This window comes from Pseudogemmobacter sp. TB195 (assembly GCF_058313095.1).
On sequence record NZ_JBZEGG010000014.1, the window covers coordinates 15121 to 38317 of the forward strand.

The 23197-nt window shown below is 63.6% G+C and carries 27 protein-coding genes and 1 tRNA gene; 22 read left to right on the top strand and 6 right to left on the bottom strand.

Going from position 1 to position 23197, the window contains the following annotated elements; genetic code table 11:
- Positions 1 to 104: 104 nt before the first annotated feature.
- From AC4FS3_RS15045 to AC4FS3_RS15110, 14 genes are all read left to right on the top strand, one after another.
- Entirely contained in the window at positions 105 to 1085 is a 981-nt protein-coding gene (locus tag AC4FS3_RS15045; protein WP_491021242.1) for a phosphoribosylaminoimidazolesuccinocarboxamide synthase, read from the top strand.
- Positions 1086 to 1136: 51 nt separating this feature from the next.
- Entirely contained in the window at positions 1137 to 2072 is a 936-nt protein-coding gene (locus tag AC4FS3_RS15050; protein WP_491021243.1) for a carbohydrate kinase family protein, read from the top strand.
- Complete coding sequence (gene dtd, locus AC4FS3_RS15055) at positions 2069 to 2512, top strand: D-aminoacyl-tRNA deacylase (protein ID WP_283177732.1); 444 nt, start codon at positions 2069 to 2071, stop codon at positions 2510 to 2512. The genes AC4FS3_RS15050 and dtd overlap by 4 nt, the downstream gene beginning before the upstream one ends.
- Before the next feature lie 493 nt (positions 2513 to 3005).
- On the top strand, positions 3006 to 3215 hold the full coding sequence (locus tag AC4FS3_RS15060) for a hypothetical protein (protein WP_491021244.1): 210 nt from the start codon (positions 3006 to 3008) through the stop codon (positions 3213 to 3215).
- A 172-nt stretch (positions 3216 to 3387) separates the two neighbouring features.
- Positions 3388 to 3759 (top strand): hypothetical protein, encoded by a 372-nt coding sequence (locus tag AC4FS3_RS15065; protein WP_491021245.1) that lies wholly within the window; start codon positions 3388 to 3390, stop codon positions 3757 to 3759.
- Between the two features lie 191 nt (positions 3760 to 3950).
- The gene (locus AC4FS3_RS15070; RefSeq protein ID WP_491021246.1) at positions 3951 to 4538 is read left to right on the top strand and encodes an aminodeoxychorismate/anthranilate synthase component II; all 588 of its coding nucleotides are present in this window, start codon (positions 3951 to 3953) and stop codon (positions 4536 to 4538) included.
- Positions 4535 to 5548 carry an anthranilate phosphoribosyltransferase gene (trpD, locus tag AC4FS3_RS15075; RefSeq protein WP_491021247.1) on the top strand — a complete coding sequence of 338 codons (1014 nt, stop codon included), beginning with the start codon at positions 4535 to 4537 and terminating at the stop codon, positions 5546 to 5548. Before AC4FS3_RS15070 ends, trpD begins: the two co-directional genes overlap by 4 nt.
- A gap of 828 nt (positions 5549 to 6376) precedes the next feature.
- A complete protein-coding gene (locus tag AC4FS3_RS15080; protein ID WP_491021248.1) occupies positions 6377 to 7042 on the top strand; it encodes a uracil-DNA glycosylase in 666 nt (221 codons plus the stop codon).
- A gap of 144 nt (positions 7043 to 7186) precedes the next feature.
- Positions 7187 to 8008, top strand: coding sequence for an indole-3-glycerol phosphate synthase TrpC (gene trpC / locus AC4FS3_RS15085; RefSeq protein ID WP_283177726.1), 822 nt, complete (start codon positions 7187 to 7189; stop codon positions 8006 to 8008).
- A gap of 8 nt (positions 8009 to 8016) precedes the next feature.
- Complete coding sequence (gene moaC, locus AC4FS3_RS15090) at positions 8017 to 8535, top strand: cyclic pyranopterin monophosphate synthase MoaC (RefSeq protein ID WP_283177725.1); 519 nt, start codon at positions 8017 to 8019, stop codon at positions 8533 to 8535.
- 89 nt (positions 8536 to 8624) lie between these two features.
- On the top strand, positions 8625 to 9788 hold the full coding sequence (locus tag AC4FS3_RS15095; RefSeq protein WP_491021351.1) for a molybdopterin molybdotransferase MoeA: 1164 nt from the start codon (positions 8625 to 8627) through the stop codon (positions 9786 to 9788).
- Between the two features lie 171 nt (positions 9789 to 9959).
- The gene (gene lexA, locus AC4FS3_RS15100; protein WP_283177724.1) at positions 9960 to 10691 is read left to right on the top strand and encodes a transcriptional repressor LexA; all 732 of its coding nucleotides are present in this window, start codon (positions 9960 to 9962) and stop codon (positions 10689 to 10691) included.
- Positions 10692 to 11053: 362 nt separating this feature from the next.
- On the top strand, positions 11054 to 11263 hold the full coding sequence (locus AC4FS3_RS15105) for a transposase (RefSeq protein WP_491021352.1): 210 nt from the start codon (positions 11054 to 11056) through the stop codon (positions 11261 to 11263).
- Positions 11212 to 11799: an IS5 family transposase gene (locus AC4FS3_RS15110; protein ID WP_491021249.1), complete on the top strand. Its 588-nt coding sequence runs from the start codon at positions 11212 to 11214 to the stop codon at positions 11797 to 11799. The genes AC4FS3_RS15105 and AC4FS3_RS15110 overlap by 52 nt, the downstream gene beginning before the upstream one ends.
- Here the strand turns inward: AC4FS3_RS15110 and AC4FS3_RS15115 are convergent.
- The 4 genes from AC4FS3_RS15115 to AC4FS3_RS15130 form a co-directional block, all read right to left on the bottom strand.
- Complete coding sequence (locus AC4FS3_RS15115; RefSeq protein WP_491021250.1) at positions 11768 to 12487, bottom strand: tyrosine-type recombinase/integrase; 720 nt, start codon at positions 12485 to 12487, stop codon at positions 11768 to 11770. The genes AC4FS3_RS15110 and AC4FS3_RS15115 overlap by 32 nt on opposite strands.
- 426 nt (positions 12488 to 12913) lie before the next feature.
- A tRNA-Leu gene (locus tag AC4FS3_RS15120) sits at positions 12914 to 12997 on the bottom strand.
- Positions 12998 to 13406: 409 nt separating this feature from the next.
- Positions 13407 to 14153, bottom strand: a complete 747-nt coding sequence (locus tag AC4FS3_RS15125) for an RlmE family RNA methyltransferase (protein ID WP_491021251.1) — start codon at positions 14151 to 14153, stop codon at positions 13407 to 13409.
- A gap of 15 nt (positions 14154 to 14168) precedes the next feature.
- Entirely contained in the window at positions 14169 to 15302 is a 1134-nt protein-coding gene (locus tag AC4FS3_RS15130) for a Ppx/GppA phosphatase family protein (RefSeq protein WP_491021252.1), read from the bottom strand.
- A gap of 249 nt (positions 15303 to 15551) precedes the next feature.
- On the opposite strand from AC4FS3_RS15130, the gene AC4FS3_RS15135 reads away from it, so the two are divergent.
- Genes AC4FS3_RS15135 through AC4FS3_RS15145 form a run of 3 tightly spaced genes read left to right on the top strand, consistent with a single transcriptional unit; the run spans position 15552 to position 17824 of the window.
- Positions 15552 to 15866 (top strand): virulence factor, encoded by a 315-nt coding sequence (locus AC4FS3_RS15135; RefSeq protein WP_092897005.1) that lies wholly within the window; start codon positions 15552 to 15554, stop codon positions 15864 to 15866.
- A 34-nt stretch (positions 15867 to 15900) separates the two neighbouring features.
- Entirely contained in the window at positions 15901 to 16815 is a 915-nt protein-coding gene (locus tag AC4FS3_RS15140; RefSeq protein WP_491021253.1) for a methylenetetrahydrofolate reductase, read from the top strand.
- A gap of 25 nt (positions 16816 to 16840) precedes the next feature.
- On the top strand, positions 16841 to 17824 hold the full coding sequence (locus tag AC4FS3_RS15145; RefSeq protein WP_491021254.1) for a methyltetrahydrofolate cobalamin methyltransferase: 984 nt from the start codon (positions 16841 to 16843) through the stop codon (positions 17822 to 17824).
- Positions 17825 to 17839: 15 nt separating this feature from the next.
- On the opposite strand, the gene AC4FS3_RS15150 is transcribed toward AC4FS3_RS15145, so the two are convergent.
- Positions 17840 to 18592: an ornithine-acyl-ACP acyltransferase gene (locus AC4FS3_RS15150; RefSeq protein ID WP_491021255.1), complete on the bottom strand. Its 753-nt coding sequence runs from the start codon at positions 18590 to 18592 to the stop codon at positions 17840 to 17842.
- A gap of 56 nt (positions 18593 to 18648) precedes the next feature.
- Between AC4FS3_RS15150 and msrB the strand changes: the two genes are divergently transcribed.
- The gene (msrB, locus tag AC4FS3_RS15155; protein WP_283177719.1) at positions 18649 to 19047 is read left to right on the top strand and encodes a peptide-methionine (R)-S-oxide reductase MsrB; all 399 of its coding nucleotides are present in this window, start codon (positions 18649 to 18651) and stop codon (positions 19045 to 19047) included.
- A gap of 94 nt (positions 19048 to 19141) precedes the next feature.
- Here msrB and AC4FS3_RS15160 read toward each other — a convergent pair whose 3' ends face one another.
- Positions 19142 to 19600 (bottom strand): outer membrane protein assembly factor BamE, encoded by a 459-nt coding sequence (locus AC4FS3_RS15160; RefSeq protein ID WP_233093067.1) that lies wholly within the window; start codon positions 19598 to 19600, stop codon positions 19142 to 19144.
- Positions 19601 to 19871: 271 nt separating this feature from the next.
- Here AC4FS3_RS15160 and AC4FS3_RS15165 point away from each other — a divergent pair, with 271 nt between their 5' ends.
- The 4 genes from AC4FS3_RS15165 to AC4FS3_RS15180 all read left to right on the top strand — a co-directional run bounded on the left by AC4FS3_RS15165 (position 19872) and on the right by AC4FS3_RS15180 (position 23129).
- Positions 19872 to 20474 carry a YceD family protein gene (locus AC4FS3_RS15165; protein WP_198838793.1) on the top strand — a complete coding sequence of 201 codons (603 nt, stop codon included), beginning with the start codon at positions 19872 to 19874 and terminating at the stop codon, positions 20472 to 20474.
- A gap of 286 nt (positions 20475 to 20760) precedes the next feature.
- Positions 20761 to 20967 (top strand): 50S ribosomal protein L32, encoded by a 207-nt coding sequence (gene rpmF / locus AC4FS3_RS15170; RefSeq protein ID WP_092896987.1) that lies wholly within the window; start codon positions 20761 to 20763, stop codon positions 20965 to 20967.
- Positions 20968 to 20994: 27 nt separating this feature from the next.
- Positions 20995 to 22161, top strand: a complete 1167-nt coding sequence (gene plsX / locus AC4FS3_RS15175) for a phosphate acyltransferase PlsX (protein ID WP_491021256.1) — start codon at positions 20995 to 20997, stop codon at positions 22159 to 22161.
- Entirely contained in the window at positions 22158 to 23129 is a 972-nt protein-coding gene (locus tag AC4FS3_RS15180; protein ID WP_491021257.1) for a beta-ketoacyl-ACP synthase III, read from the top strand. Before plsX ends, AC4FS3_RS15180 begins: the two co-directional genes overlap by 4 nt.
- Positions 23130 to 23197: the final 68 nt, after the last annotated feature.

The following is a 23197-nucleotide window of genomic DNA, read 5'->3' on the forward strand; positions in this document are numbered from 1 at the left end:
GGGGAGGCCCTGCAAGGGCCCGGGGGCTGTGCCCCTTTCCGGGCGTTGACATGGGCGCGCCCCGCGCTCATAGCAGCCGCGTCACCAGAGGAAGGCAGGCGCATATGTCGATTGATCTCTCCCGCGTGCTGAGCGAGGCGCGCATTCCTGAACTGCCCTCGCCCTATTTCGGGAAGGTGCGCGATTGCTACGATCTGGCTCCGGATGCGGATTTCCCGAACGGCAGGCGGATCCTGATTTCCTCGGACCGGATTTCGGCCTTTGACCGCATTCTGGCCGCGATCCCGTGGAAGGGCCAGGTCCTGACCCAGACCGCGCGCTGGTGGTTCGACCGCACAGCCGATATCTGTCCCAATCATGTCGTGGCCTATCCCGATCCGAATGTCGTGATCGGGCGCCATGTCAGCATTCTGCCCGTCGAAGTGGTCGTGCGCGGCTATCTCGCCGGTACCACCTCCACCTCGGTTCTGACCCAGTATAAGGCTGGCGCGCGAGAGATGTATGGCCACCGCCTTCCGGATGGATTGCGCGATAATGAGGCCCTGCCCGTGGCCATCATCACCCCCACCTCGAAAGCCTTTGACGGCGGCCATGACGAGCCGCTGACAGCAGCCGAGATCGTCGCCCAGGGGCTCCTCACCCAGGCACAATGGGACGAGGTTTCGGACAAGGCGCTGCGCCTCTTCGCCTTTGGCCAGAAAGTCGCGGCAGAGCGCGGGCTGATCCTTGTTGATACGAAATATGAATTCGGCCTGGATGATCAGGGCCGCATCCTGCTTGCCGATGAGATCCATACCCCCGATTCCAGCCGCTACTGGATCGCCGAAGGGTATCAGGAGGCGCTGACCACCGGCGCCCGCCCACCGTCTTTCGACAAGGATGTGATCCGGTCCTGGGTCGCGGCGCGCTGTGATCCCTATAAGGATCCGGTGCCGGATATCCCCTCGGAAATGATCGCTCAGACCGCTGAGGTCTATATCGCCGCCTTTGAGCGGATCACCGGTGAGACCTTCCGCCCCGACAGCTCGGGTGAAACGCCACTGGCGCGCGTGCGTGCCAATCTGGCACCGTATTTCACCGCCTGACAGCGCCGCCATGTTTGCGCTAACAAAGCACAGGGAAACCGGGAGGCTTCGATGATTCTCTGCTGTGGTGAGGCGTTGATCGATATGTTGCCGCGGGTCTCGACCGCGGGGGAGGCCTGTTTCGCGCCCTATGCCGGGGGGGCGGTGTTCAATACTGCCATCGCGCTTGGCCGGCTTGGCACGCCGGTGGGGTTCTTTTCCGGGGTCTCGACCGATATGCTCGGCGAGATCCTGGCGGATACGCTGACGGCATCAAAGGTCGATACCAGCCTGCTTGCGCGTTCAGACCGGCCGACCACCGTGGCTTTTGTCAAACTGACCAATGGCCAGGCGAGCTATGCTTTTTACGACGAGGCCACCGCCGGGCGGATGCTCACGCCCCCGGATCTTCCGGCCCTGCCCGACCGGGTCCAGGCGCTGTTTTTCGGTGGCATATCACTGGTAAATGACCCGGCGGCGACAAGCTACGAGACGCTGCTGGCGCGCGAGGCCGGGCACCGTCTGATCATGATCGACCCGAATATCCGTCCTGGGTTCATCTCAGGTCAGGAAGAGACCTATCGCGCCCGTATCAGCCGGATGATCGCGCAAAGCGATATCGTCAAGCTTTCGGATGAAGACCTCCGCTGGCTGGAAGGTGCGGGCGCCACCGAAGCGCTTGCTGCCCGCTTGCTCGCGCAGGGGCCGGCGCTGGTGCTGATCACCGAAGGCGCCGACGGTGCGCGGGCCTTTTCGGCAGGCGGCAGCCGTCATCGCCCGGCGGGTAAGGTCACGGTGATCGATACGGTCGGCGCGGGCGATACATTCAATGCAGGCTTCCTCGCAGGCCTTGCCCGTGAAGGCGCGCTGAGCCGCACGCGGCTGGCAGGGCTGACGGACGCGCAGATCGATGCCTGTCTCGACCTCGGGATCGGGGCCGCAGGCGTCACCGTCTCGCGCGCGGGTGCCAATCCGCCCTGGGCGCATGAGATCGGGATCGGCGGATGAGAGCCGTTTTGCAACGCATCACCCGCGCCGAAGTGGCGGTGGCGGGCGAGGTGGTCGGGCGCTCCGGTCCCGGGCTGATGATCCTGATCTGCGCCATGCAGGGCGATGACGAGGCGGTGGCGGCAAAACTGGCGGCGAAGATCGCGAAGATGCGGATCTTCAAAGACGACCAGGACAAGATGAACCTCTCGGTCAGGGATATCGGCGGCTCGGCGCTGGTTGTCAGCCAGTTCACCCTGGCCGCCGATCTGCGCGGCAACCGGCCGGGCTTTTCGACCGCCTCGCCGCCCGAAGAGGGCAAACGGCTCTATGAGCATTTCGCGACCAGTCTCGCCCGCGAAGGTGTGCCGAATGAGACCGGCATATTCGGCGCGGATATGGCGGTGAGCCTGACAAATGACGGGCCGGTCACAATCTGGATCGACAGCGCGGCGGGCTGAGCCCTGCCGGCCCTGCATCGAGTGCCCTGCGCTGCATAAGACGCATGACTTTCAGATTTTCGCCTGGTCAGATGGCGCCGGAGTATCGCAGTTCTACCTGCGGCGTGGTGATTTCTGTCCTGCGGGAAAACCGGCGCCGCCACGCGTGCCAGCCTCACGATGCCTTTGCGCCGGCCTGCTCTGACGCCCTCCCCCTCAGCCTTATCCCCCGAGACGCCCCTCCCTTTTCCGGTACGACGACGCGGATGATCAACAGCGGCGCGATCACCGGCGATCTGGTCAAAACGCGGCGTGGCATTTTGAGCGGCCCCCTCACCGGCAGCAACGGGAATGCAGCAACGGGAATAACGTGCGGACCGGCAGCACGGGCCCAGCGACCACAGGCCCGGCGACAGTGACATTCCGCGGAGCGGTCCGGGTGCCGATACGATCGCGGCCGGTGTCGGGACTGAAATGCTCCCTTTCTCGGTGGCGTTTTTTTGGCAGCGGGGTGGTGGCAGGCACCCTGTCTGCTTCGGCCTTCGAGGCTGGCACCACCAGTCTCACGACCATTGCCAATGTGCGGCTCATCCATCGCGGCTCCGACAACACCATCTGGTGTGATGCCGAGGGCAATGGCCTGGCCGCCGCCGTGCTGATCGCCACCATTGCGGTGCCGGTCGCGGGCCGCGCGATTTCCGCCACTGGCTTCCCTATCTTCTGAACCTGCGCCCTAGGCTTTGCGCCGCTGACCGGGGGCCAAGCCCCTGCCAGTCGCCGCCGCGAGGGTTTTCAACCCGTACAAAATGGTCTAAGCTCCGCCCATAACCAACGCCAGATCCAGGGGGATACATGCTTCCCTCAGACAGGATCTGCGATCGGGCAGGAGAAACGCCATGACCAAAATCAGCAAAGCCTTCGGGCTCGGCCTTGCGCTGAGCACCCTTATCGCCGGCGTCGCTCCCGGCACCTCCACCCCCGCGCAAGCCGGTGATGCCGGGCTTGGCATTGGCCTGAGCTGGGTGTTTGGCAGCGGCGGAAACAGTGGCCTCGCCGCTGGCGCAAAAATCTTCACCGACCGCGACAAAGACCACTCGGCCGGTTCGCTTGGGCTGGATTACCATTTCGCTTCCGAGTCTTTGCGCCCCAATCTCGGCATCTCCTATGTCGGCGATGGCGGCTATGTCGATGCGAATTTCGGCTACAATATCGGCACCCGCAATATCGACTTCGGCCTCGGCGGCGGCTTCGTGAATTCCAGAGACTGATCTGACACCAAAGCCGGGTGCGGGGGCAGTTGCTCCCCCCCGGCAGATGCGCGATAAGCGTCTCATGTTCCCCGGGGCCGATACCCGTCCGGACAGGAGACCGCAGCCCAAACCTGGGCCCACGGGCGCCTCCCGGCCGCATCCCGCCGATCCCCGCGATGGAACCGCCAGGGCCTGGAGGGTGAAGACATATGCTGCTCTTGATCGACAATTACGACAGTTTCACCTGGAATCTGGTGCATTATTTCGGCGAGCTTGGCGCCGATGTGGTGGTGAAGCGCAATGATGCGCTTGAGGTGCAGGAAGCGCTGGCGCTGCGCCCCGAGGCCATCGTGCTTTCGCCCGGACCCTGTGATCCGGCCCAGGCCGGGATCTGCCTGCCCCTGACCCGCGCCGCTTATGAGGCCGATGTGCCGCTTCTGGGAGTTTGCCTTGGCCATCAGACCATTGGCGAGGCCTTTGGCGGCAAGGTCGTGCGCTGCCATGAGATCGTGCATGGCAAGATGGGCTCCATGTATCATGCAGGCCAGGGCATGTTCCGGAACCTGCCCTCTCCGTTCGAGGCCACCCGCTACCATTCCCTGATCGTCGAGCGCGAAAGCCTGCCCGACTGCCTTGAGGTCACCGCATGGCTGGAAGACGGCACCATCATGGGGCTCCGGCATCGCGAAAAACTGATCGAGGGCGTGCAGTTCCACCCGGAATCCATCGCCTCGGAACACGGCCACCGGCTGCTCGCGAATTTCCTTGAAGAAGCAGGCGTTAAGGTCACCGCATGAGCGATATTCTCAAACCGCTGATCGGCCTTGCCGCCAGTCGCCCGCTGACCCGCACTGAGGCCGAAGCCGCCTTCAACGCGCTGTTCGAGGGCGCCGCGACACCGGCCCAGATGGGCGGCTTCCTGATGGCGCTCCGCACCCGTGGCGAGACGGTCGATGAATATGCCGCCGCCAGTGCCGTGATGCGCGCCAAAAGCCACCGCGTCCGCGCGCCCGAAGGCGCGATGGATATCGTCGGCACCGGCGGCGATGGCAAAGGGACGCTGAATATCTCGACCGCGACCGCTTTCGTCGTCGCAGGCGCGGGCGTCGCCATCGCCAAACACGGCAACCGCAATCTCAGTTCGAAATCGGGCGCGGCGGATGCGCTGACAGAGCTTGGCCTCAATGTGATGCTCTCACCGGAGCAGGTCGAGACCTGCCTGAGGGAAACTGGCATCGGCTTTATGATGGCCCCGATGCATCACCCGGCGATGCGCCATGTCGGGCCAGTGCGCACCGAGCTTGGTACCCGCACGATCTTCAACATCCTCGGGCCGCTGACCAACCCGGCAGGGGTGACCCGCCAGCTGACCGGCGCTTTTTCCGAAGCGCTGATCCGCCCGATGGCTGAAACGCTCCGCGCCCTTGGCAGCGTCAAGGCCTGGCTGGTGCATGGCGGCGACGGCACCGATGAGATATCGATTGCCGCGCCGACGAAAGTGGCGGCGCTGGAGGGGGGCGAGATCCGCGAATTCACCCTTCATCCGGAAGATGCCGGCCTGCCCTACCACCCGTTTGAGAAGATCATGGGCGGCAATCCTGCGGAAAACGCTGCAGCCTTGCGGGCCTTGCTCGAAGGCGAGGCGGGGGCCTATCGTGACGCGGTCCTCCTGAACGCTGCGGCGGCCCTTGTGGTGGCCGACAAGGCCGCGACCCTGAAAGAGGGCGCAGAGCTTGCCCGCACCGCCATCGACAGCGGCGCGGCAAAGGCAAAACTGGAGGCTCTGGTCAGGGTATCGAATGCCTGAGGGCGCTCCGGCGTGCCTCTGACCGCAGACCACAGGAAGGAGGCGGAGTGCCTCCAGCCCCCTCTTGCACGCACGTCCGGCAAAAGCAGTTGGCCGGACCAGCGCTTTTTGCGGCAGTCCGACGCAGATCATGACCGGGCCCGGCATTCTAGCCATGCGGCAGCCTTTGCGGAAACCGGATCGGGCCGCGGCCTGCCCCCTGTTCCCACGCTGACTTTTCGCGCATTGGACCTGCCCCCGCCCGAAGGACTGCGCGGCGCTTTCCCCGAACGGAGCCCCAACCCCGGGGAAGACCACTCCTGCGGCCCGGCCCGCCCCCCTGCGACTGGTGAGGATCTCCCGACTGTTCCCACCATCGTCTCCTTGCGGGAGGGGCTTCGCACCATTCCTGGCAGCGCCCCCCGCAACGGCAATCCGACAGATTCGGTGCCCGGGGAAAGCCCGCTTCTGAACCATCGGGTGCCAGGTGAGACCGGCCGACCCGGTCTGCATCTGACGTCTTTCAAAAGTGGCCCGGGCTGGCGGCGCCTGCCCGGTGAGTTCCTGATAAAGCTGCCGCCGCGAAAAATGCCGCAGGCAGCGCCTGCCCCTGCCCCCGGGCCTGCCGGGGAGGATGCGAAAGCTCACCTCCGCATCATGGCCGCCCGAAATGCATCACGCCTGACCGGAGTTTCTGACCTGGGTACATCCACCTTTCCGCCAGATAAGCCGGCCCATTCAGGTTCCCCGGCGCCCACCACTTCAGCACATTCAACGCAAGTCCTGGAAAAGAGTCAGCCCGCGCCGACCGACCGGCCGGGCGCCGCCCAGGCATCGAGGTAACCCACCATGATCCCGGCCGAAATCCCCGCCTCCCCCGAAATCCCGGAATCCTGGGCCTCGCTTCCCTTCTTCCGGACCGACTGGCCCGCGCTCTGGACCCGTCTCGCGGCCTCTCCCGGCTGGCAGCCCGAAGCACAGAACATCTTCCGCGCGCTCGCCCTGACCCCGCGCGAGAAGGTCCGTGTCATCATCCTCGGCCAGGACCCCTATCACACGCCAGGCCGCGCCCGGGGTCTCGCCTTCTCCTTCCCCCCCGGCGCGCCCCCGCGCGACTCGCTGAAAAACATCCTGACCGAACTCGCCTCTGACACGGGCCAGATCAAAGCTGACGGAGACCTCAGCGCCTGGGCCGAACAGGGCGTTCTCCTCCTCAACACCACCCTCACCGTGCCGGTGGGCCAGGCTTTTGGCCATAAGACCTGGGGCTGGAGCACCCTCACGGCCCAGATCCTCAGTGCCACCGCACAGGACGGCCCCCGCGCCTTCCTCCTCTGGGGCGGTCCCGCGCAAAAACTCTGCGCCCGCCTCCCCCGGGAAAATCACCTCTTCCTCGAATCCGCACATCCCTCCCCCCTCTCGGCCTATCGCGGCTTCTTTGGCTCACGCCCCTTCAGCCAGACCAATGCCTGGCTGGCCGCCCGGGGTGACCCCATCATCGACTGGTCCGCCTGAAGCCTTTCCTTCAGCCGGTCAGCCGGTTAGAACAGGAAACGAGCGCCTCTTCCTCTTGATGGAAATACTCCACGGGGGTCCGGGGGTGTGAAACCCCGGCGCTGCCGCCGGGGCAAACCGCACTGCCAAGACGGAGGCTGCCCCATGTCCAAGACCGTTCTCGATCGCATCAGGGCCTATAAGCTCGAAGAGATCGCGGCCCGCAAAGCGCTGCGCTCGCAGAGCGAGGTCGAGGACAGCGCCCGCCAGGCTCCGGCCCCGCGTGGCTTTGCGGCGGCGCTGCAATCGGCGGCCAGTGGCGGCTACGGGCTGATTGCCGAAATCAAGAAGGCCAGCCCGTCAAAGGGCCTGATCCGCGCCGATTTCGACCCGCCCGCCCTTGCCCGCGCCTATGAAGAGGGTGGCGCCACCTGCCTTTCCGTGCTGACCGACACGCCGTCTTTCCAGGGCGATGACGACTTCCTCACGCAGGCGCATGATGCAGTGAAACTGCCCTGCCTGCGCAAGGAGTTCATCTATGACCCCTGGCAGATTGCTGAATCCCGTGCACTCAAGGCCGATTGCATCCTGCTGATCATGGCGTCTTTGTCGAATGACCAGGCGATGGAGCTGGAAGCGGCCGCTTTTGAGTGGAAGATGGATGTGCTGATCGAGGTGCATGACGAGGAAGAGCTTGAACGCGCCCAGCATCTGAAATCACCGCTGATCGGCATCAATAACCGCAATCTCCACACGTTCGAGGTCACTCTCGACACCACCCGCCGCCTTGCGCGCCGGGTGCCCGAGGATCGGCTGATCGTTGCGGAATCCGGGCTCCACACGCCCGAAGATCTCGCCGATCTCGCCCGTTACGGTGCGCGCTGCTTCCTGATCGGCGAGAGCCTGATGCGCCAGGACGATGTTGCCGCCGCCACCCGCGAAATTCTTTCCCGCCCGCTGACCGCCCAGGGCGGAATGCCGCTCTGAGAGGCGCCATGACCCCGCGAACGCCCGCTGAAACGCCCACCGCCGCCCCCTCGCCGCTCAGTCATTTCGACGATCAGGGTCATGCCCATATGGTCGATGTCTCCGACAAGCCCGTGACCTCGCGCCTTGCTCTGGCCGAGGGCTGGGTGATGATGGAACCCGCGACGCTGGCCCTGGTGACCGAAGGCCGCGCGGCCAAGGGGGATGTGCTGGGAACGGCGCGGCTTGCCGGGATCATGGGGGCGAAACGCACCGCCGATCTGATCCCGCTCTGCCACCCGCTGCCGGTGACCAAAGTCGCGCTGGAGCTGACCCCGGATAGAGGCCAGGGCGGCGTCCATATCACCGCGACCGTCCGCACCACCGGCCAGACCGGCGTCGAGATGGAGGCACTGACCGCCGTTTCTGTCGCGGCGCTGACGGTCTATGACATGCTCAAGGCGGCGGAAAAGGGAATGCGGATCGAAGGCATCCGGCTTTTGCGCAAAGAAGGCGGCAAATCCGGCAGTTTCGAGGCCGGGTTATGAGCAGCCCCACCAATACTGGCCCCACGGATACTGGCCCCACGGATACCGGGCCCACGGATACTGGCCCCGGCCCGAAAAACCCCGGCCCCCTGATGCCGGTTGATGAGGCTATGGCGCGGCTCTTTGCCCTTGCGCCAGAACTGGAGACTGAAGAGGTGCCGCTCCGCGACGCCGCCGGCCGCTGGCTTGCCGCCCCGGTGATCGCAAGTCGCGACCAGCCACCCTTTGATGCTTCGGCAATGGATGGTTATGCGCTGGCCGGAACTCCCGCCCCCGGCGAGAGCTTTCGCGTGATCGGTGAAGCAGGCGCAGGTCATGCCTTTACCGACGTGATCGGCGAGGGCCAGGCGGTGCGGATCTTCACCGGTGCCCCGGTTCCGGATGGCGCCTCGCGCGTGGTGATCCAGGAGAATACACGCCGCGAGGGCGACCGCATCACCATCACCGATCGCGATTCCGGCGCCAATATCCGCCCGCGCGGCCAGGATTTCCGCATCGGATCCGAGATCGGCCCGCGCCGGCTGCGCGCCGCCGACCTGGCACTGATCGCTTCGATGAATGTCGCCAGCGTCTCGCTGCGCCGCCGCCCGCTCGTCGCGGTGATCTCGACCGGAGACGAGCTGGTCATGCCCGGAGACACCCCCCGCCCCGATCAGATCATCGCCTCAAATTCATTTGCGATCAAAGCGATAGCCGAAGAGGAAGGCGCAGTTGCCCGTTTCCTTCCCATCGCACGCGACACCGAAGCCGATCTGAGCGCGGTCTTCACCCTCGCGCAGGATGCAGATGTGATCGTGACTTCGGGCGGTGCGTCAGTGGGTGATCACGACCTGGTGGCCCCGGTGGCCAAAAGCCTCGGGATGGAGGCGGGGTTCTGGAAGATCGCGCTGCGTCCCGGCAAACCGCTGATGGCGGGGCGGCTGTTCGGCGCGGCGATGCTGGGGCTGCCGGGCAACCCGGTCTCGGCGCTGATCTGCGCCGAACTGTTCCTCCGCCCACTTTTGCGCCATATGCAGGGCGACCCCGCGCCGGGACCGCATTTCCTGACGGCCGAACTCGCTCAGGATCTTCCCGCCAATGGCCCGCGCGCGCATTACATGCGCGCCCGTGTCGAGGACGGCAGGATCACCGCTTTTGACCGTCAGGACAGCGCTCTGCTGACTGTGCTGAGCGCCTCGAACGCGCTTCTACTGCGCCCTGTCGGCGACGGCGCGCGTCATGCAGGCGACCCCGTCCGCTATATCCCGATCTGAGCGGCTGCGATAAAGCCGTCACAATCCACGATTGCAGTGCCGGCTCAAACCGGCACGGGGCTTGACACAAACAGAGAACATCGTCAGAACATTACATCAACGCCTCGTGATATGTGTCGTGACATACGTCGCAGTCATTCAGGGCAACCCGGATCTCTGGCGGAGAAAGATATGCTGACGCGCAAACAGCTCGAGCTTCTGAATTTCATCCGGGACCGGTTGGACCGCGATGGCGTCCCGCCCTCCTTTGACGAGATGAAGGAGGCGCTGGATCTGCGCTCGAAATCGGGGATCCACCGGCTGATCACGGCGCTTGAGGAACGCGGCTTCATCCGCCGGCTCGCGCATCGCGCACGTGCACTGGAGATCATCCGCCTCCCCGAAGCGCTGGAAAAACGTTCTGCCGCATCCGCGCCTGCAGGGGATGTCACCGCCACAGCGCCTGGCTTCTCGCCCCGCGTGATCGACGGCGACCGCGTCGCCCAGCCCGCAAATGCGCTGCCGGTTTCAGCGGTTCATGCGCTGGAACTGCCGGTCATGGGCCGGATCGCTGCCGGTGTGCCGATCGAGGCTATTGCCGAGGTCTCGCATCACATCGCGGTTCCGGGGTCGATGCTTTCGGGGCGCGGCAATCACTATGCGCTTGAAGTCAAAGGCGATTCCATGGTCGAGGCCGGGATCAACGATGGCGATATCGTGGTGATCCGCGAACAGGGAACCGCCGATAATGGCGATATCGTGGTGGCATTGGTCGAGGATCAGGAGGCGACCCTGAAACGCTATCGCCGCCGCGGCAATATGATCGCGCTGGAGGCTGCCAATCCAGCCTATGAAACCCGGGTTATCCCGGATCACCTGGTCCGGGTTCAGGGGCGGCTGGTCGGGCTGATCCGCAGCTACTGAGATCCACTCCCGCGATGCGATTCCTGTTCCCGAATTGGATGTCTTGAGCATCGGAGTAAGGCGCAGAATTTCATGTTGAGCCAGGCATCGGGTTAAATGCGCCGGGGTACGCTCGGCTGCAGTGATCCCGGCCGGAAGCCGGACAATCATGAAAGTTCCGGCCTGGCGTTTTCGTTGAGATCCGGCGGACGAGCGGATCAGTCTGCGAAACGGCAAGTCTCACATGGTGAGTTCGCAGATCTCTGTCGCGCAGAAAACCACCCGCGCTGTCTTAGGCTGTGTTAACAAAAAGGATTTCCCTGCGCGGTCGGCTGTGTTTCAAGATCATCTCTACGAGGGAGATGAGCCTGGCACGTAACCTGATGTGCGATGACGAATGGGCGTTCTTTGAGGGCTTCACCCGAGCCGTCCGGCATCCGAACGGGCGCAGGCCTGCGGACCATCGATTTGTTCTGGATGGCATTTTCTGGGTCGCGCGGACCGGTGCGCCCTGGCGGGACCTGCCAGAGGAGTTTGGCAAGTGGTCATCTGTCTGCCGGCAGTTCCGGCGCTGGACGCTCGCCGGGCTGTAGGAGGACATCCTGGATGCGCTGAACCACGCCAAGCTCGCGCCCGACAAGCTCCAGATGATCGACAGCACCGTGATCAGGGCCCACCACCATGCGGCCGGCGTAAAAGGGGGACTGCTGACAAAAGGTGGGTTCTCGACCAGGATCCATCGTCCTTCGTCAACGGTGCTGGCCTCCCGATGCGGACCGAGATCACGCCCGGGCAGGATTCAGACTACACGGGCTATGATCTGGTGATGGCCGCCAACCTGCCGCAGCCAGCCGTCCTGGTCGCAGACAGGGGCTACAACTGTGATAAAATTCGGGAAGATATCGAGAGCCGCAACGCCCTGCCAATGATCCCGATGCGAAAGAACCGAAAAGTGCGCAAGGCCGTCGAAATGACCATCTACACACTGCGCAATATGGTCGAACGGTGCTTCAATAAACTCAAGAACAGTCGCCGCCTGGCACCCCGCTACGACAAAACCGCAGACAGTTTCCTCGGCTTCATCGACATCGCCTGCATCAGGCGATGGCTTCGCCATTTGTCAACATGACCTGGTCCAGGCGCTTTGCCAACTCCTCCGCCGTTTCGTTGTAATACACTTGGAGCATGCGGAGGTCTTTGTGCCCAACCATTCGGGCCAGCGCCAGGACATCAAGCTTTTTCGAAAGCGCGGTAATTGCGGCATGCCGACTGTCGTGAAAGTTCAGCCCCACAGCCTGCGCCTTGTCGCGGACTTTTCGCCATAAAGCATCAATCTGCGCACTGGTCAGATTGAATGCCTGATCTGTCTTTGGCAACGCCTGCAACAGCCGCACCGCCTCAGAAAAGAGCGGCACCTCACGCGATCGACCGTTTTTCGTCCGATCAAGCCTTGCGACGCGCCGTTGCAGATCAACCCTATCCCAGGTCAAGCCCACAATCTCGCCCGCGCGCATCGCAGTCTGGATCGCGAACCTGAATGCATGAAAAGCTCGGGCGGTCGCAGTGGAGAGATCATCACCGGCCGCATAAGCCATCCGTTCCATCTCGTCCGGTAATGGCAAGCGGTTCCGAGGCTCAGGCTTCTTGGGCTTGCGGACATCCGAGAGCGGGTTGACAGTTAACATACTCCATTCTTTTCGCGCACAATTCAGGACGGCAGACATCAGCTGCATCTCGCGGTTGACCGTGGCTGGCTGCACCTCGGACAGTCTCTTGTCCCGCCATTTAGCAAAGACCTCTGGGGTGAGGTCTGCCATGTTATATGTCGAGATCGGATCGCTCCGAAAATTTCTGATCTTAAGAATCTCCCAACGCTCGCCGCGCCTGGATGGCGACACTTCATTCGCATAGCGCTTGAGAACCTCACCGAAGGTCCCATGATCGACCGGCGCCTCTGAGGACTCGGTGATCCTGAACTCTTGCCGAGCAGCCCATTATTTCGCAGCCTGCTTCGTCGGAAATGACTTAGATGATCGCCTGCCTTTGCAGGAGACCTCTGCCCTGATGGCGCCTGACGGAAGCGTTCGGAATGTTGCCATGAGCACCTTCTACGCACGTGCGTAATTTGTGCATATCATGAAGGAAAAATCTTGCTGGAATGGCAGCCCAAGGGAAGAAATTCACACCTTATCGGTACGAATTTCCCTTATTTCACTAAGTTCCCGGAAGCGCCGGGAAATTAGTGGTACGGATGGTCGGACTCGAACCGACACTCCTTGCGGAAACAGAGTTTGAGTCTGTCGCGTCTACCATTCCGCCACACCCGCAACGCACGGCACCCGCATGGCAGCGGCAGGATCAGGATCCGGCCGGAGGGAACCGTTTCGCGGTCTGTGCTCCGGGCCGTTACACCCGGGGCGCTTCGCCCGCTGCCGCGCTTATGGCGTCAATGCGGGGCGGGCGTCAAGGGTCCTGGAGGCGCAACCCTGGGATCCGGGCTATGTTCGTCCCTCAGGCATGGATGAAAAGCGACGGGGCGGCGTTCGGCGGGCCGCAGCTTTACCGGAGCGGCCGGACCAAAGGGGGCATCACGCGCAGTAATCAGCCGCGAGAGCCGGGGGCAGGTTCCGGCAGTCGGCCCCTGCCCCGCGCGCGCGCTGACTGTCACCTGCCCTCACGGACGCAGCAGTTCCCTACCGGTTTCTGGTCCTCGCTCTTGCACGCCGACCGGACGGGTCATTCCCCGTCAGGGCTCGCCTCGCGGTTCCGTCCGCGAAAGCCCATGGCGATCACGAATTTTTCCGAGGAATCCTTGCGGCTTGAAGGCGGTTTCACATTGGCGACTTTGGTGAAGTTGCGCTTCAGCTCGGCCTGCATCTGATTCTCGGCGCCGCCGGCCAGCACTTTGGCAACGAATGTGCCGCCATCATCCAGCACGTCATAGGCGAAGGCCAGCGCCGCCTCGATCAGCGCGATGATCCGCAGGTGGTCGGTGCCCTTATGACCCGAGGCCGCCGCCGCCATATCCGACATCACCACATCGGCGCGCCCGCCCAGCCAGGCTTTGACCTTGTCATCGGCGCCGTCTTCGAGGAAATCGAGCTGGTGGATCTCGGCCCCCGGGATCGGCTCCACCTCCTGAAGATCGACCCCCAGCACATAGCCCTGCGGTTTTTTCAGGTTCTCGCCCAGCGAATTGACGCGCGGCACTGCGATCTGGCACCAGCCGCCCGGTGCACAGCCAAGGTCAACCACCCGCGCCCCCGGCTTCAGAAACCCGTAGCGGTCATCAAGCTCCATGATCTTATAGGCCGCCCGCCCCCGAAAGCCGTCGCGTTTGGCGCGGACGACATAGGGGTCGTTCAGCTGCCGCTCCAGCCAGAGCGTTGACGAAAGCTTGCGCCCCTTGGCGGTCTTGACCTTGACGCGCAGATCGCGCGCACCACGGCCCGACGTGTTCTTGCCCTCTGGCGGTTTCGACATCCTGCGGCCCTTCTTTTACGGCGCTTCATCCAGTACGCCATCGGCGCTCATCTGGGCATATAGCAGGCCCTCGCGCAGACCGCGATCCGCAACCGACAGCCGTTCAGTGGGCCAGATCCGCATCAGGGCCTGCAAAATCGCCGCCCCCGACATGATCAGCGTATGGCGGTCACGCCCGATCCGCGGGTCAGAGCGCCGCCCCTCGGGGCCAAGCGCCAGATAGTCGCGGATCACGCCATCGATCTGGGTCGAGGTCATCTCGAGCCCGTCAACCTTGGCGCGGTCATAGCGTTTAAGCCCCAGCCAGGAGGCCGCAACCGTGGTCACCGTGCCCGAGGTGCCGATAATCTGAAAACCGTCGCGTTTCGACTGCGCGTGATAGGGGCTGAAGGAGGCGAGGTTTTCCTCGAAAAACCAGGACATCAGCGCGAAACGCGCGGCGTCATCCTCGACATCCTGGAATTGTTCTTTCAGCGTCGCCACACCAAGTTTGACCGAAATCCAGTCCACCACCCGCGCCTGGGGCAGATCGGAGGTCTGGTTGAACCCGGTCCTGAGCCGCATGATCGATTTGGCGCGGTCCTCGGGCGGAACGGCAGAGAGGTCGATCCAGACGAGTTCCGTCGATCCGCCGCCGATATCGACCACCAGCAGCTGTTCGGTCTTTGCACTGACCAAGGGCGCGCAGGAGACGACGGCCAGCCGCGCCTCTTCCTCGGCCGAGATGATCTCGAGGCTCATGCCGGTTTCGCGCCGCACCTGGCGGATGAACTCGCGGGCATTCCTCGCCCGCCTGCAGGCTTCGGTCGCGACCAGACGCATTCTGGTCACGCCATGCTTTTCGATCTTTTTCTGACAGATGCGCAGCGCCTGGATGGTGCGCGCCATCGAGGTCCGGCTGAGCCGTCCCGATGCTTCCAGCCCCGCGCCAAGCTGCACGGTCTTGGAAAAACTGTCCGTCACCGCGAACTGCGCACCCGATGGCTGGGCGATCAGCATGCGGCACGAATTCGTGCCAAGATCCAGCGCAGCGTAAAGCGCTGATCCCCGGCCTTCGCGGGGTGACGAAACACCGGGGAGGGAACCGGATTGCTCTGGCTCGACCCTGACTGGTGCCGCGTCCGCCCCTTGGGGACGCTCGGGCGTCATACCGCCCTCCATATGTGGTTGAGACGAATGTAATAGCGTGGCCCTGGTATGACAAGGTTTCATCACGGGGCACGTCATGGCAGGGTGGCGGCAGCGAGGGTGTGGCGCTGGCGGCGCGCAGAGATCGGCGCGCCGGACAGGCCTGTGCCCGCTGTCGCTGCAAGGCGTCGCCATGTCGAAAACCGACCATGGCGGCTGGTTTGCGACGTCTACACAAAGACGGAGAGGCTTGAGGGGGGAATCGCAGCAATGCCGGAAATCACCATCGTTCGCTGGCGAGACATTCCCGCCCAGGTCATCGTCGGCAAGGGCAGGCGCGGATCAAAAGTGCAGCTGCCCGAGCGGTTTGAACAGGCAATCGACCGCTGCGCGATGAAGATCGGCGCGCGGGACTCTGACGCCTATCTCGCAGAGTGGCGCAAGGCCGTCGAAGGCGAGGCCGAAGGCGATCCCGATGACATCGCCCGCGATGCCGCCGCCCGCCTTGAGGCCGAATACGACACCGACCGGATCAAAGCGCTGATTGCCAATGATGGCTGGGCCACGCCCCCCACCGCGGGCTGAGCTCTGAATGCAACTGACGTTAAAGGAGCGACTGATGGCCCTGTTTTCCTTCCGCAAACCCGCCGCTCCCGCGACATCCGGCGGCGCTCTGGAAAGCTTTCTGAAAGGCTATTCCATCGAGGTCATGCCGCGCACCGCCGAGAAGATCCCGGATTTCCGCGCGCTGCTCCCCGAGGGCACCCGGGTCTATATCGCCCATATCGAGGGCACGCCGATCGAAGAAATGGTCGCCACCGCAAAACGGATCGGCGAGGAAGGCTATACGGTGATGCCGCATTTCCCGGCCCGCATCATCAAGGATAAGGCGGTGCTGGTCGACTGGATCTCGCGCTACAAAGATGTCGGCGTGCGCCAGGGGCTGATGCTCGCGGGCGGGGTCGCAAAACCCTATGGCGATTTCCACTCCTCGATGCAGTTGCTGGAATCAGGCGCCTTTGACGGGTTCGAGCGTCTCCACGTCGCGGGCCATCCGGAGGGCAATAAGGATATCGACGCCGATGGCTCGGATCGTGCGGTGATGGAGGCGGCGCGCTGTAAATCGGCCTTTGCCGAGCGGACGGATGCGAAAATGGCGATGGCGACACAGTTCTGTTTCGACGCGGAACCGGTGATTGCCTGGGTCAACCGGCTGCAGCAGGAGGGCGTGTCCCTGCCCGTCCATATCGGCATCGCAGGGCCGGCAAAGCTGCAGACCCTGATCAAATTCGCCATTGCCTGTGGCGTTGGCCCGTCTTTGAAAGTGCTGCAAAAACGCGCGCTGGATGTGACCAAGCTGCTGCTGCCCTATGAGCCGACCGATGTGCTTGCCGCGCTTGCCGCCCATAAGGCCGCCAATCCCGGTTTCGCAATCGAGCAGGTGCATTTCTTCCCGCTCGGCGGCATCAAGACCAATGCGGAATGGGTCACCGCCAATGGCGGCCTCGCCGGAAAACCCGCACGCGCTGCCTGAACATACTTAATCAACAGGATCAGGAATGACCCGTACCATCATTGAATCTAAAACGAAAACCGTGATCATCGGTTTCGACGAGCCCTTTTGTGTCATCGGCGAGCGGATCAACCCGACGGGGCGTAAAAAGCTCGCAGCCGAGCTTGAGGCGGGGAATTTCGACACCGTCATCCGGGATGCTCTGGAACAGGTCGCCTGTGGTGCAACCGTGCTCGATATCAATTCGGGCGCCGTCTTCACCAATATGATGGCGAAAGACCCGCGCTACGCCGACAATAACTTTGTCGAGCCGCCCCTGATGAAACAGCTGATCGAGATCGTACAGCAAACCGTCGACGTGCCTTTGTGCATCGACAGCTCGGTCCCGGGCGCGCTTGAGGCCGGGCTTATGGCCTGCGAGGGCCGCCCGCTCCTGAACTCGGTCACCGGGGAAGAGGAACGGCTGGAACTCGTGCTGCCGCTGGTCAAGAAATACAATGTGCCGGTGGTGGCGATTTCGAATGACGATACCGGCATCTCGCCCGATCCCGATGTGCGTTTTGCCGTCGCGAAGAAGATCGTGGAACGTGCCGCCGATTTCGGCATTCCGGCGCATGATATCGTGGTTGACCCGCTGGTGATGCCGGTTGGCGCCATGGGTTCGGCCGGGCAGCAGGTGTTCACGCTGGTGCGCCGGTTGCGCGACGAGCTGGGCGTCAACACCACCTGCGGCGCCTCGAATATCTCCTTCGGCCTGCCGCATCGCCATGGAATCAACGGCGCCTTCCTGCCGATGGCGATCTGCGCCGGCATGACCAGCGCGATCATGAACCCGGTCCGCCAGCAGGAGATGGAGGCAATCCGCGCTGCCAATTTCCTGATGAACCATGATGCGAATGGCGGCGAATGGATCCGCTTCTCGAAGGTGATCGAGGCGGTTGAGGGCGGCCAGACCTTTTCGGAAGCCTCGGCTGCGGCTGCGACAAGTGCGGCCGGTGGCCGTCGTGGCGGGCGCCGCGCACGCGGCTGATCAGGTCAAACTTCGTTAATCCATCGCAAGGGCGCGCAGAGACTCTCTGCGCGCCTTTGGTATTCTGTCGGTCTCGACGCAGGTAAAGACATGCAGCGTGTCGAGCTGGCGGTCCACCACCGCATGATCCGACACATGGCCGCCAAGCGAGAGATAAAAGCGCAGCAGGGGCGGCATCCCCGCCAGCGCAGCCTTCTGATCGCTGACCACACCGGCCAGGGCCGGATAGGCCACCCGCTCTGGCGCGCGCGGCCCCGGGCGCAGGGCGCCGGGCGAAACAGGCTGCGCGGCCAGCAGCGCCAGCGCCTCGCGGTGATGCTGCCAGTCTGCGCCCGGAAACGAGGCGCAGCCGAAGAGCCCCCGCACCCCCGCCTCCAGCGCGATCCGCGCCAGTGCCGCCCAGCACAGCCGCAGCGCCTCCCAGCCGGCACCTGGGGCTGCGGCAAAGCGGCCCGGCTCCAGCCAGAGCCCCCCTTCCGCTGCCAGTGGCGCAAGATCATAGAACCGCGCCGAATAGCTGGCCGCCAGCGCCAGGGCCGGTACCAGCCCCACCCGCAATGTCGCAAGAAGCCGCCCGTCCCTGCCCTCGATCATCAGCTGCCCCGCGACCGCATCCAGTGGATCGGCGCCATCCGAAGGCCAGGCCTGGTGCCGCAGCGCCATCACCGCGTCGGTATCACCGGCACCGTCTGCCAGCCGCGCCCGCATCCCGCCGCGCGTGATGCCGGCCATTTGTGGCGCAATGATCGTAGCCCCGCCCCTCGACATTCCCATCCCACGCCCTAGATTCGTCCTCAGACACCCATCATCTCAGGGAGAGCGATATGAGCAAGATCGTCAAATCAGATCAGGACTGGCGCGCACAGCTCTCGGATCTCGCATATGAGGTCACCCGCCGCCATGCAACAGAGCGCGCCTTTACCCATGACGAGACACCGGAAGGCGACGGCGTCTATACTTGCATCTGTTGCGGCGCGCCGCTGTTCACCTCAGAGGAGCGCTACGAGTCGGGCTGCGGCTGGCCCGCCTTTACCGCACCGGTTGCCGATGAAAGCATCGAGGGCTCGCGCGACACCACACATGGCATGGTCCGTACCGAGGTCCATTGCGCGCGCTGCGATGCGCATCTGGGGCATGTTTTCCCCGATGGCCCGCCAGACAGGGGGGGATTGCGCTATTGCATCAATGGTGTGGCGCTGGAATTCGACCGCCAGGACGACTGACCGGACAGCTGTCTGGGCGGCGGTCTGGACGACCGACAGGCAAAAGAAAAACGGCGCCGGGAAGACCGGCGCCGTTTTTCTTTAATGCATCAGATCAGTTCCGGACGAGGTCGCCGGCCTGAATACGGCCCACATTGCCCAGAAGCTGGCCGATCAGGCTTACGCCCTTGATATTCGTTTCCGTCACACGGCGCGACAGCTCGATAACGCGGCCATCTTCAAGCCCGTAGCGGCCGATATTCTGCACCGTTCCGTTTTCCGAGAAATTGATCGCGACGACCTGGCGTTCGATCTCTGTCGGCTCTTTCGGGCCGTAATGTTCAAACCGGCTCTGGACATAGAACCAGCCCAGGTCATTCAGCAGACCCTGGGCCGAGGGGCGGCCGATTTTTGTTGCCACCGTGTCGCGGGTATCGACGCCGACCTCGACCTTTGCCAGTTCGGTATCATCGGGAACATAGCCGTGATTGCGATAGACTTTCGCACAGGCCGCGACCATGAGCAGAAGCCCCAGGGCCGCCATACGCAGCGCCATTCCAGTCCTGCCTGCCATTCCTGCCCCGTTGCTCTGCCCGAATTCTCTGCGATAAGGTCGATAACCGCCCGTCCCGGCCGGCAATACCCTCTTGCGCCCTGAGATAGCAGAAGGATCGCCCTTTGTTCAAGGCAGCACTCTCCGACCTCAGCAGGACCGGGCCCGGGACTGCCGGTTCGGGGTATCGGCCCGCGATCTGTTCCGCGACGAGGCACGGGAAGATCTGATCCGAAGACCGCGCCCTGAGGAAGGGCATAAGACCGCAGCAAATTCAGGCAAAGTGACACTCATGGCAGCCAAGACCCCCAATCCGCCCGCCCCCGCAGCCGCCGAAGGCCGCGACAGCGCCGCGCCGATTCTGCGCGCGGCCACGCTTTCGCATCGCAAGCCCACGCGCTTTCGCTGGCGCCCGGATGCGGCGGGGCGGGCCGAACTCGCCCGGAGCCTCGATCTGCCGCGAATCGACCGCTTTACCTTTGTCGGCGAGATTCTGCCGGAAGGCCGCGCTGATTTCCGTCTGGTCGCCAGGATGGAGGCCGATGTGACCCAGTCCTGTGTCGTCACCCTTGCCCCCGTCCCCGCCCGGATCGACGAAGAGGTCAGGCGCAGCTTCCTGTCGGACTGGACGCCGCCTGAGGCCGAGGAATTCGAGATCCCCGAAGGCGACAGCGAAGAGCCGCTTCCCGAAATGCTCGACATTGCCGATGTCGCCCGCGAGGCGCTGGCGCTGGCGCTGCCGCCCTGGCCGCGCGCCGAAGGCGCAGAGCTCGGCGAGACGGTCATTGCGCCCCCTGGAGAGACGCCGCTGACGCAGGAGGCGCTGAAACCTTTTGCCGGGCTTGCGGGTCTCCTGAAAAAAGGCGACAAGCCCGATGGTGCACCGGAATCGTGATCGCAGGTCGATACAGACCATCGTGACCGGCTCCAGGGCGCACATATCGGGCTAAGGTCAGGATCGCAGCGGAATAGGGGTTGAACCTCCGCCGAAAGCGAGTATTTTCCGCGCCTCATTCAAGCTGTGAAACAGCAATGGTTTTCTATTGTCCAAATGGTCCTTGTGACCCTGAGGGCATGGTCCGGCCAGCGTTGTATCACAAGGAAAAGCAGGCCCGCTGGCAACAGAAGGCCCTATAGAAATCAGGGGCTTGTCCCCGCTAGCCAAGCCCCGAGGTTGTGACATGGCCGTCCCTCAGAACCGAGTTACCAAATCCCGCCGCAACATGCGCCGCGCTCATGACGCGCTGGTTGCCGCGAATCCGAACGAATGCAACAACTGCGGCGAACTGAAGCGCCCGCACCATGTCTGCCCGTCCTGCGGCCATTACGATTCGAAAGAAGTCGTGGCTGTGGCGCGCGAAGTCGATATCGACGAAGACGCAGCATAAGCCTGCCCAGGGCAGCGGCACCCCAGCATGAAGAGCGTGAAAGACACCTCGCCTGCCGGCACTGCTGCCCGCGTCATCATATCTGCGGATGCTATGGGCGGTGACCAGGGCCCGGCGGTTTTTGTCGCCGGCCTTGCTGATTCCATCGCCCGGCATCCCGATCTCTTCGTCATCCTTCATGGCGACGAGGCGCAGCTGTCTGCCCTGGTTGCAAAGACCCCGGTCCTCACAGGCCGGGTTGAACTGCGTCACGCGACCGAAGTCGTGACGATGGAGGACAAGCCCGCCCAGGTGATGCGCCATGGCCAGAACACCTCGATGTGGGCGGCGATTGACTGTGTCAGAAATGGCGAGGCGGGCGCTGCGGTCTCCTGCGGCAATACCGGCGCGCTGATGGCGGTGTCGATGATCCGGCTGCGCAAGCTGCCGGGGATCAACCGCCCTGCGATTGCCTGCCTCTGGCCCTCGCGCAATCCCGGCGGCTTTAATGTGATGCTGGATGTCGGCGCCGATGTGAAGGCAGAGCCCTCGGATCTTTTGCAATATGCGGTGATGGGGTCGGCCTATGCCTCGCTTGGTCTCTCGATCCAGCGCCCGCGTGTCGGTCTGCTGAATGTCGGCACCGAGGACCACAAGGGCCGGGCCGAGCTGAAAGAAGCCAATGAGATCCTTGCCGCCCATGCGGCTTCGGGCGGCTTTACCCATGTCGGCTTTGTCGAAGGCAATGAGATCCCCGGCGCCCGCGCTGACGTGATCGTGACCGATGGCTTTACCGGTAATGTCGCACTGAAAACCGGCGAAGGCACCGCGAAACTGGTGGTCGAGCGCCTGCGCGAAGCCTTTACCGCCGGGTTCTTTGCCAAAATCGCGGCACTGCTGGCGATGCGCTCGCTGAAGAGGTTCCAGAAGAATATTGACCCGCGCCGCGTCAATGGCGGGGTTTTCCTCGGGCTGAAAGGCACCGTGGTCAAATCGCATGGCGGATCCGATGCGACCGGCATTTCGGCGGCCATCGGGCTGGCGCGGCGTCTCGCGCTCAGCGGGCTGACCGAACGGATCGCGGCCCGGCTTGCATCTATCGAAACGGCGCGTCAGGATGGCGCGTCTGAGGAAACGGGGCCAGAGGGGTCCATGGAGGGACCTGCCGGTACAACCGGAACCGGTCCCGCGAAAGAGGGCGGTTCATCCGTATGACTTTGCGTGCAGTCGTCAGGGGCGTAGGGCATTACCTGCCCGAGCGGGTAGTTCCGAATTCCGAATTCGAAAAACTGGTCGAGACCTCTGACGAATGGATTCGCTCGCGCTCGGGGATCGAGCGCCGCCATTTCGCAGCCGAAGGTCAGATGACCTCGGATCTGGCCTGCAAAGCGGCCGAGGCCGCTTTGGCCCAGGCCGGAATGACCGCCGATGATATTGACGCGATTATCGTCGCCACCTCGACCCCTGACCTGACCTTCCCCTCGGTTGCGACCATGGTGCAGGGCCGGCTCGGCATGACAAAGGGATTCGCCTTTGACGTGCAGGCGGTCTGCGCCGGTTTTGTTTTCGCGCTCTCGAATGCCAATGCGCTGATCGTGTCGGGCCAGGCGAAACGCGCGCTGGTGATCGGGGCCGAGACCTTCTCGCGATTGATGGACTGGACCGATCGCGGCACCTGTGTGCTGTTCGGCGACGGTGCCGGCGCGCTGGTGCTGGAGGCGGTTGAAGGCCAGGGTGACAACGCGGATCGCGGCATTCTCGCCACCGATCTGAATTCCGACGGGCGCTTCCGCGATCTGCTTTACGTCGATGGCGGCACCTCGACCGGCACCACCGGGCATCTGCGGATGGAAGGCAAGGAAGTCTTCCGCCATGCTGTCGAGAAACTGGCCGAGACCGCGCATGCCTCGCTCGAAAAGCTGGGGCTGACGGGCGACGATGTCGACTGGATCGTGCCGCATCAGGCCAATATCCGCATCATCGAATCGACCGCGAAACGGATGAAGGTTCCGATGGAGCGGGTGGTCGTCACCGTGCAGGATCACGGCAATACCTCGGCCGCATCGATTCCCCTCGCCATGTCGGTCGGCCATGCACTTGGCCAGATCAAACAGGGTGACCTGCTGGTCGCCGAGGCAATCGGTGGCGGTCTCGCCTGGGGTTCGGTCGTTCTGCGCTGGTAATTCCAGCCGGTTTTCGCCGGAAACGCGGCCTGAAGCCTGCCGCACAAGTCTTTGATATTGACAAAGCA

Excerpts from the sequence above, each read along its gene's own strand:
- AC4FS3_RS15180 (WP_491021257.1), top strand. The coding sequence starts at position 22,158 with ATGACTTTGCGTGCAGTCGTCAGGGGCGTAGGGCATTACCTGCCCGAG.
- lexA (WP_283177724.1), top strand. The coding sequence starts at position 9,960 with ATGCTGACGCGCAAACAGCTCGAGCTTCTGAATTTCATCCGGGACCGG.
- moaC (WP_283177725.1), top strand. The coding sequence starts at position 8,017 with ATGACCCCGCGAACGCCCGCTGAAACGCCCACCGCCGCCCCCTCGCCG.
- AC4FS3_RS15165 (WP_198838793.1), top strand. The coding sequence starts at position 19,872 with ATGGCAGCCAAGACCCCCAATCCGCCCGCCCCCGCAGCCGCCGAAGGC.
- AC4FS3_RS15160 (WP_233093067.1), bottom strand. The coding sequence starts at position 19,600 with ATGGCAGGCAGGACTGGAATGGCGCTGCGTATGGCGGCCCTGGGGCTT.
- trpC (WP_283177726.1), top strand. The coding sequence starts at position 7,187 with ATGTCCAAGACCGTTCTCGATCGCATCAGGGCCTATAAGCTCGAAGAG.
- msrB (WP_283177719.1), top strand. The coding sequence starts at position 18,649 with ATGAGCAAGATCGTCAAATCAGATCAGGACTGGCGCGCACAGCTCTCG.
- AC4FS3_RS15105 (WP_491021352.1), top strand. The coding sequence starts at position 11,054 with ATGTGCGATGACGAATGGGCGTTCTTTGAGGGCTTCACCCGAGCCGTC.
- AC4FS3_RS15130 (WP_491021252.1), bottom strand. The coding sequence starts at position 15,302 with ATGACGCCCGAGCGTCCCCAAGGGGCGGACGCGGCACCAGTCAGGGTC.
- AC4FS3_RS15115 (WP_491021250.1), bottom strand. The coding sequence starts at position 12,487 with ATGGCAGACCTCACCCCAGAGGTCTTTGCTAAATGGCGGGACAAGAGA.
- AC4FS3_RS15150 (WP_491021255.1), bottom strand. The coding sequence starts at position 18,592 with ATGTCGAGGGGCGGGGCTACGATCATTGCGCCACAAATGGCCGGCATC.
- AC4FS3_RS15135 (WP_092897005.1), top strand. The coding sequence starts at position 15,552 with ATGCCGGAAATCACCATCGTTCGCTGGCGAGACATTCCCGCCCAGGTC.
- AC4FS3_RS15065 (WP_491021245.1), top strand. The coding sequence starts at position 3,388 with ATGACCAAAATCAGCAAAGCCTTCGGGCTCGGCCTTGCGCTGAGCACC.
- plsX (WP_491021256.1), top strand. The coding sequence starts at position 20,995 with ATGAAGAGCGTGAAAGACACCTCGCCTGCCGGCACTGCTGCCCGCGTC.
- trpD (WP_491021247.1), top strand. The coding sequence starts at position 4,535 with ATGAGCGATATTCTCAAACCGCTGATCGGCCTTGCCGCCAGTCGCCCG.
- AC4FS3_RS15070 (WP_491021246.1), top strand. The coding sequence starts at position 3,951 with ATGCTGCTCTTGATCGACAATTACGACAGTTTCACCTGGAATCTGGTG.
- AC4FS3_RS15050 (WP_491021243.1), top strand. The coding sequence starts at position 1,137 with ATGATTCTCTGCTGTGGTGAGGCGTTGATCGATATGTTGCCGCGGGTC.
- rpmF (WP_092896987.1), top strand. The coding sequence starts at position 20,761 with ATGGCCGTCCCTCAGAACCGAGTTACCAAATCCCGCCGCAACATGCGC.
- dtd (WP_283177732.1), top strand. The coding sequence starts at position 2,069 with ATGAGAGCCGTTTTGCAACGCATCACCCGCGCCGAAGTGGCGGTGGCG.
- AC4FS3_RS15045 (WP_491021242.1), top strand. The coding sequence starts at position 105 with ATGTCGATTGATCTCTCCCGCGTGCTGAGCGAGGCGCGCATTCCTGAA.
- AC4FS3_RS15140 (WP_491021253.1), top strand. The coding sequence starts at position 15,901 with ATGGCCCTGTTTTCCTTCCGCAAACCCGCCGCTCCCGCGACATCCGGC.
- AC4FS3_RS15125 (WP_491021251.1), bottom strand. The coding sequence starts at position 14,153 with ATGTCGAAACCGCCAGAGGGCAAGAACACGTCGGGCCGTGGTGCGCGC.
- AC4FS3_RS15145 (WP_491021254.1), top strand. The coding sequence starts at position 16,841 with ATGACCCGTACCATCATTGAATCTAAAACGAAAACCGTGATCATCGGT.
- AC4FS3_RS15080 (WP_491021248.1), top strand. The coding sequence starts at position 6,377 with ATGATCCCGGCCGAAATCCCCGCCTCCCCCGAAATCCCGGAATCCTGG.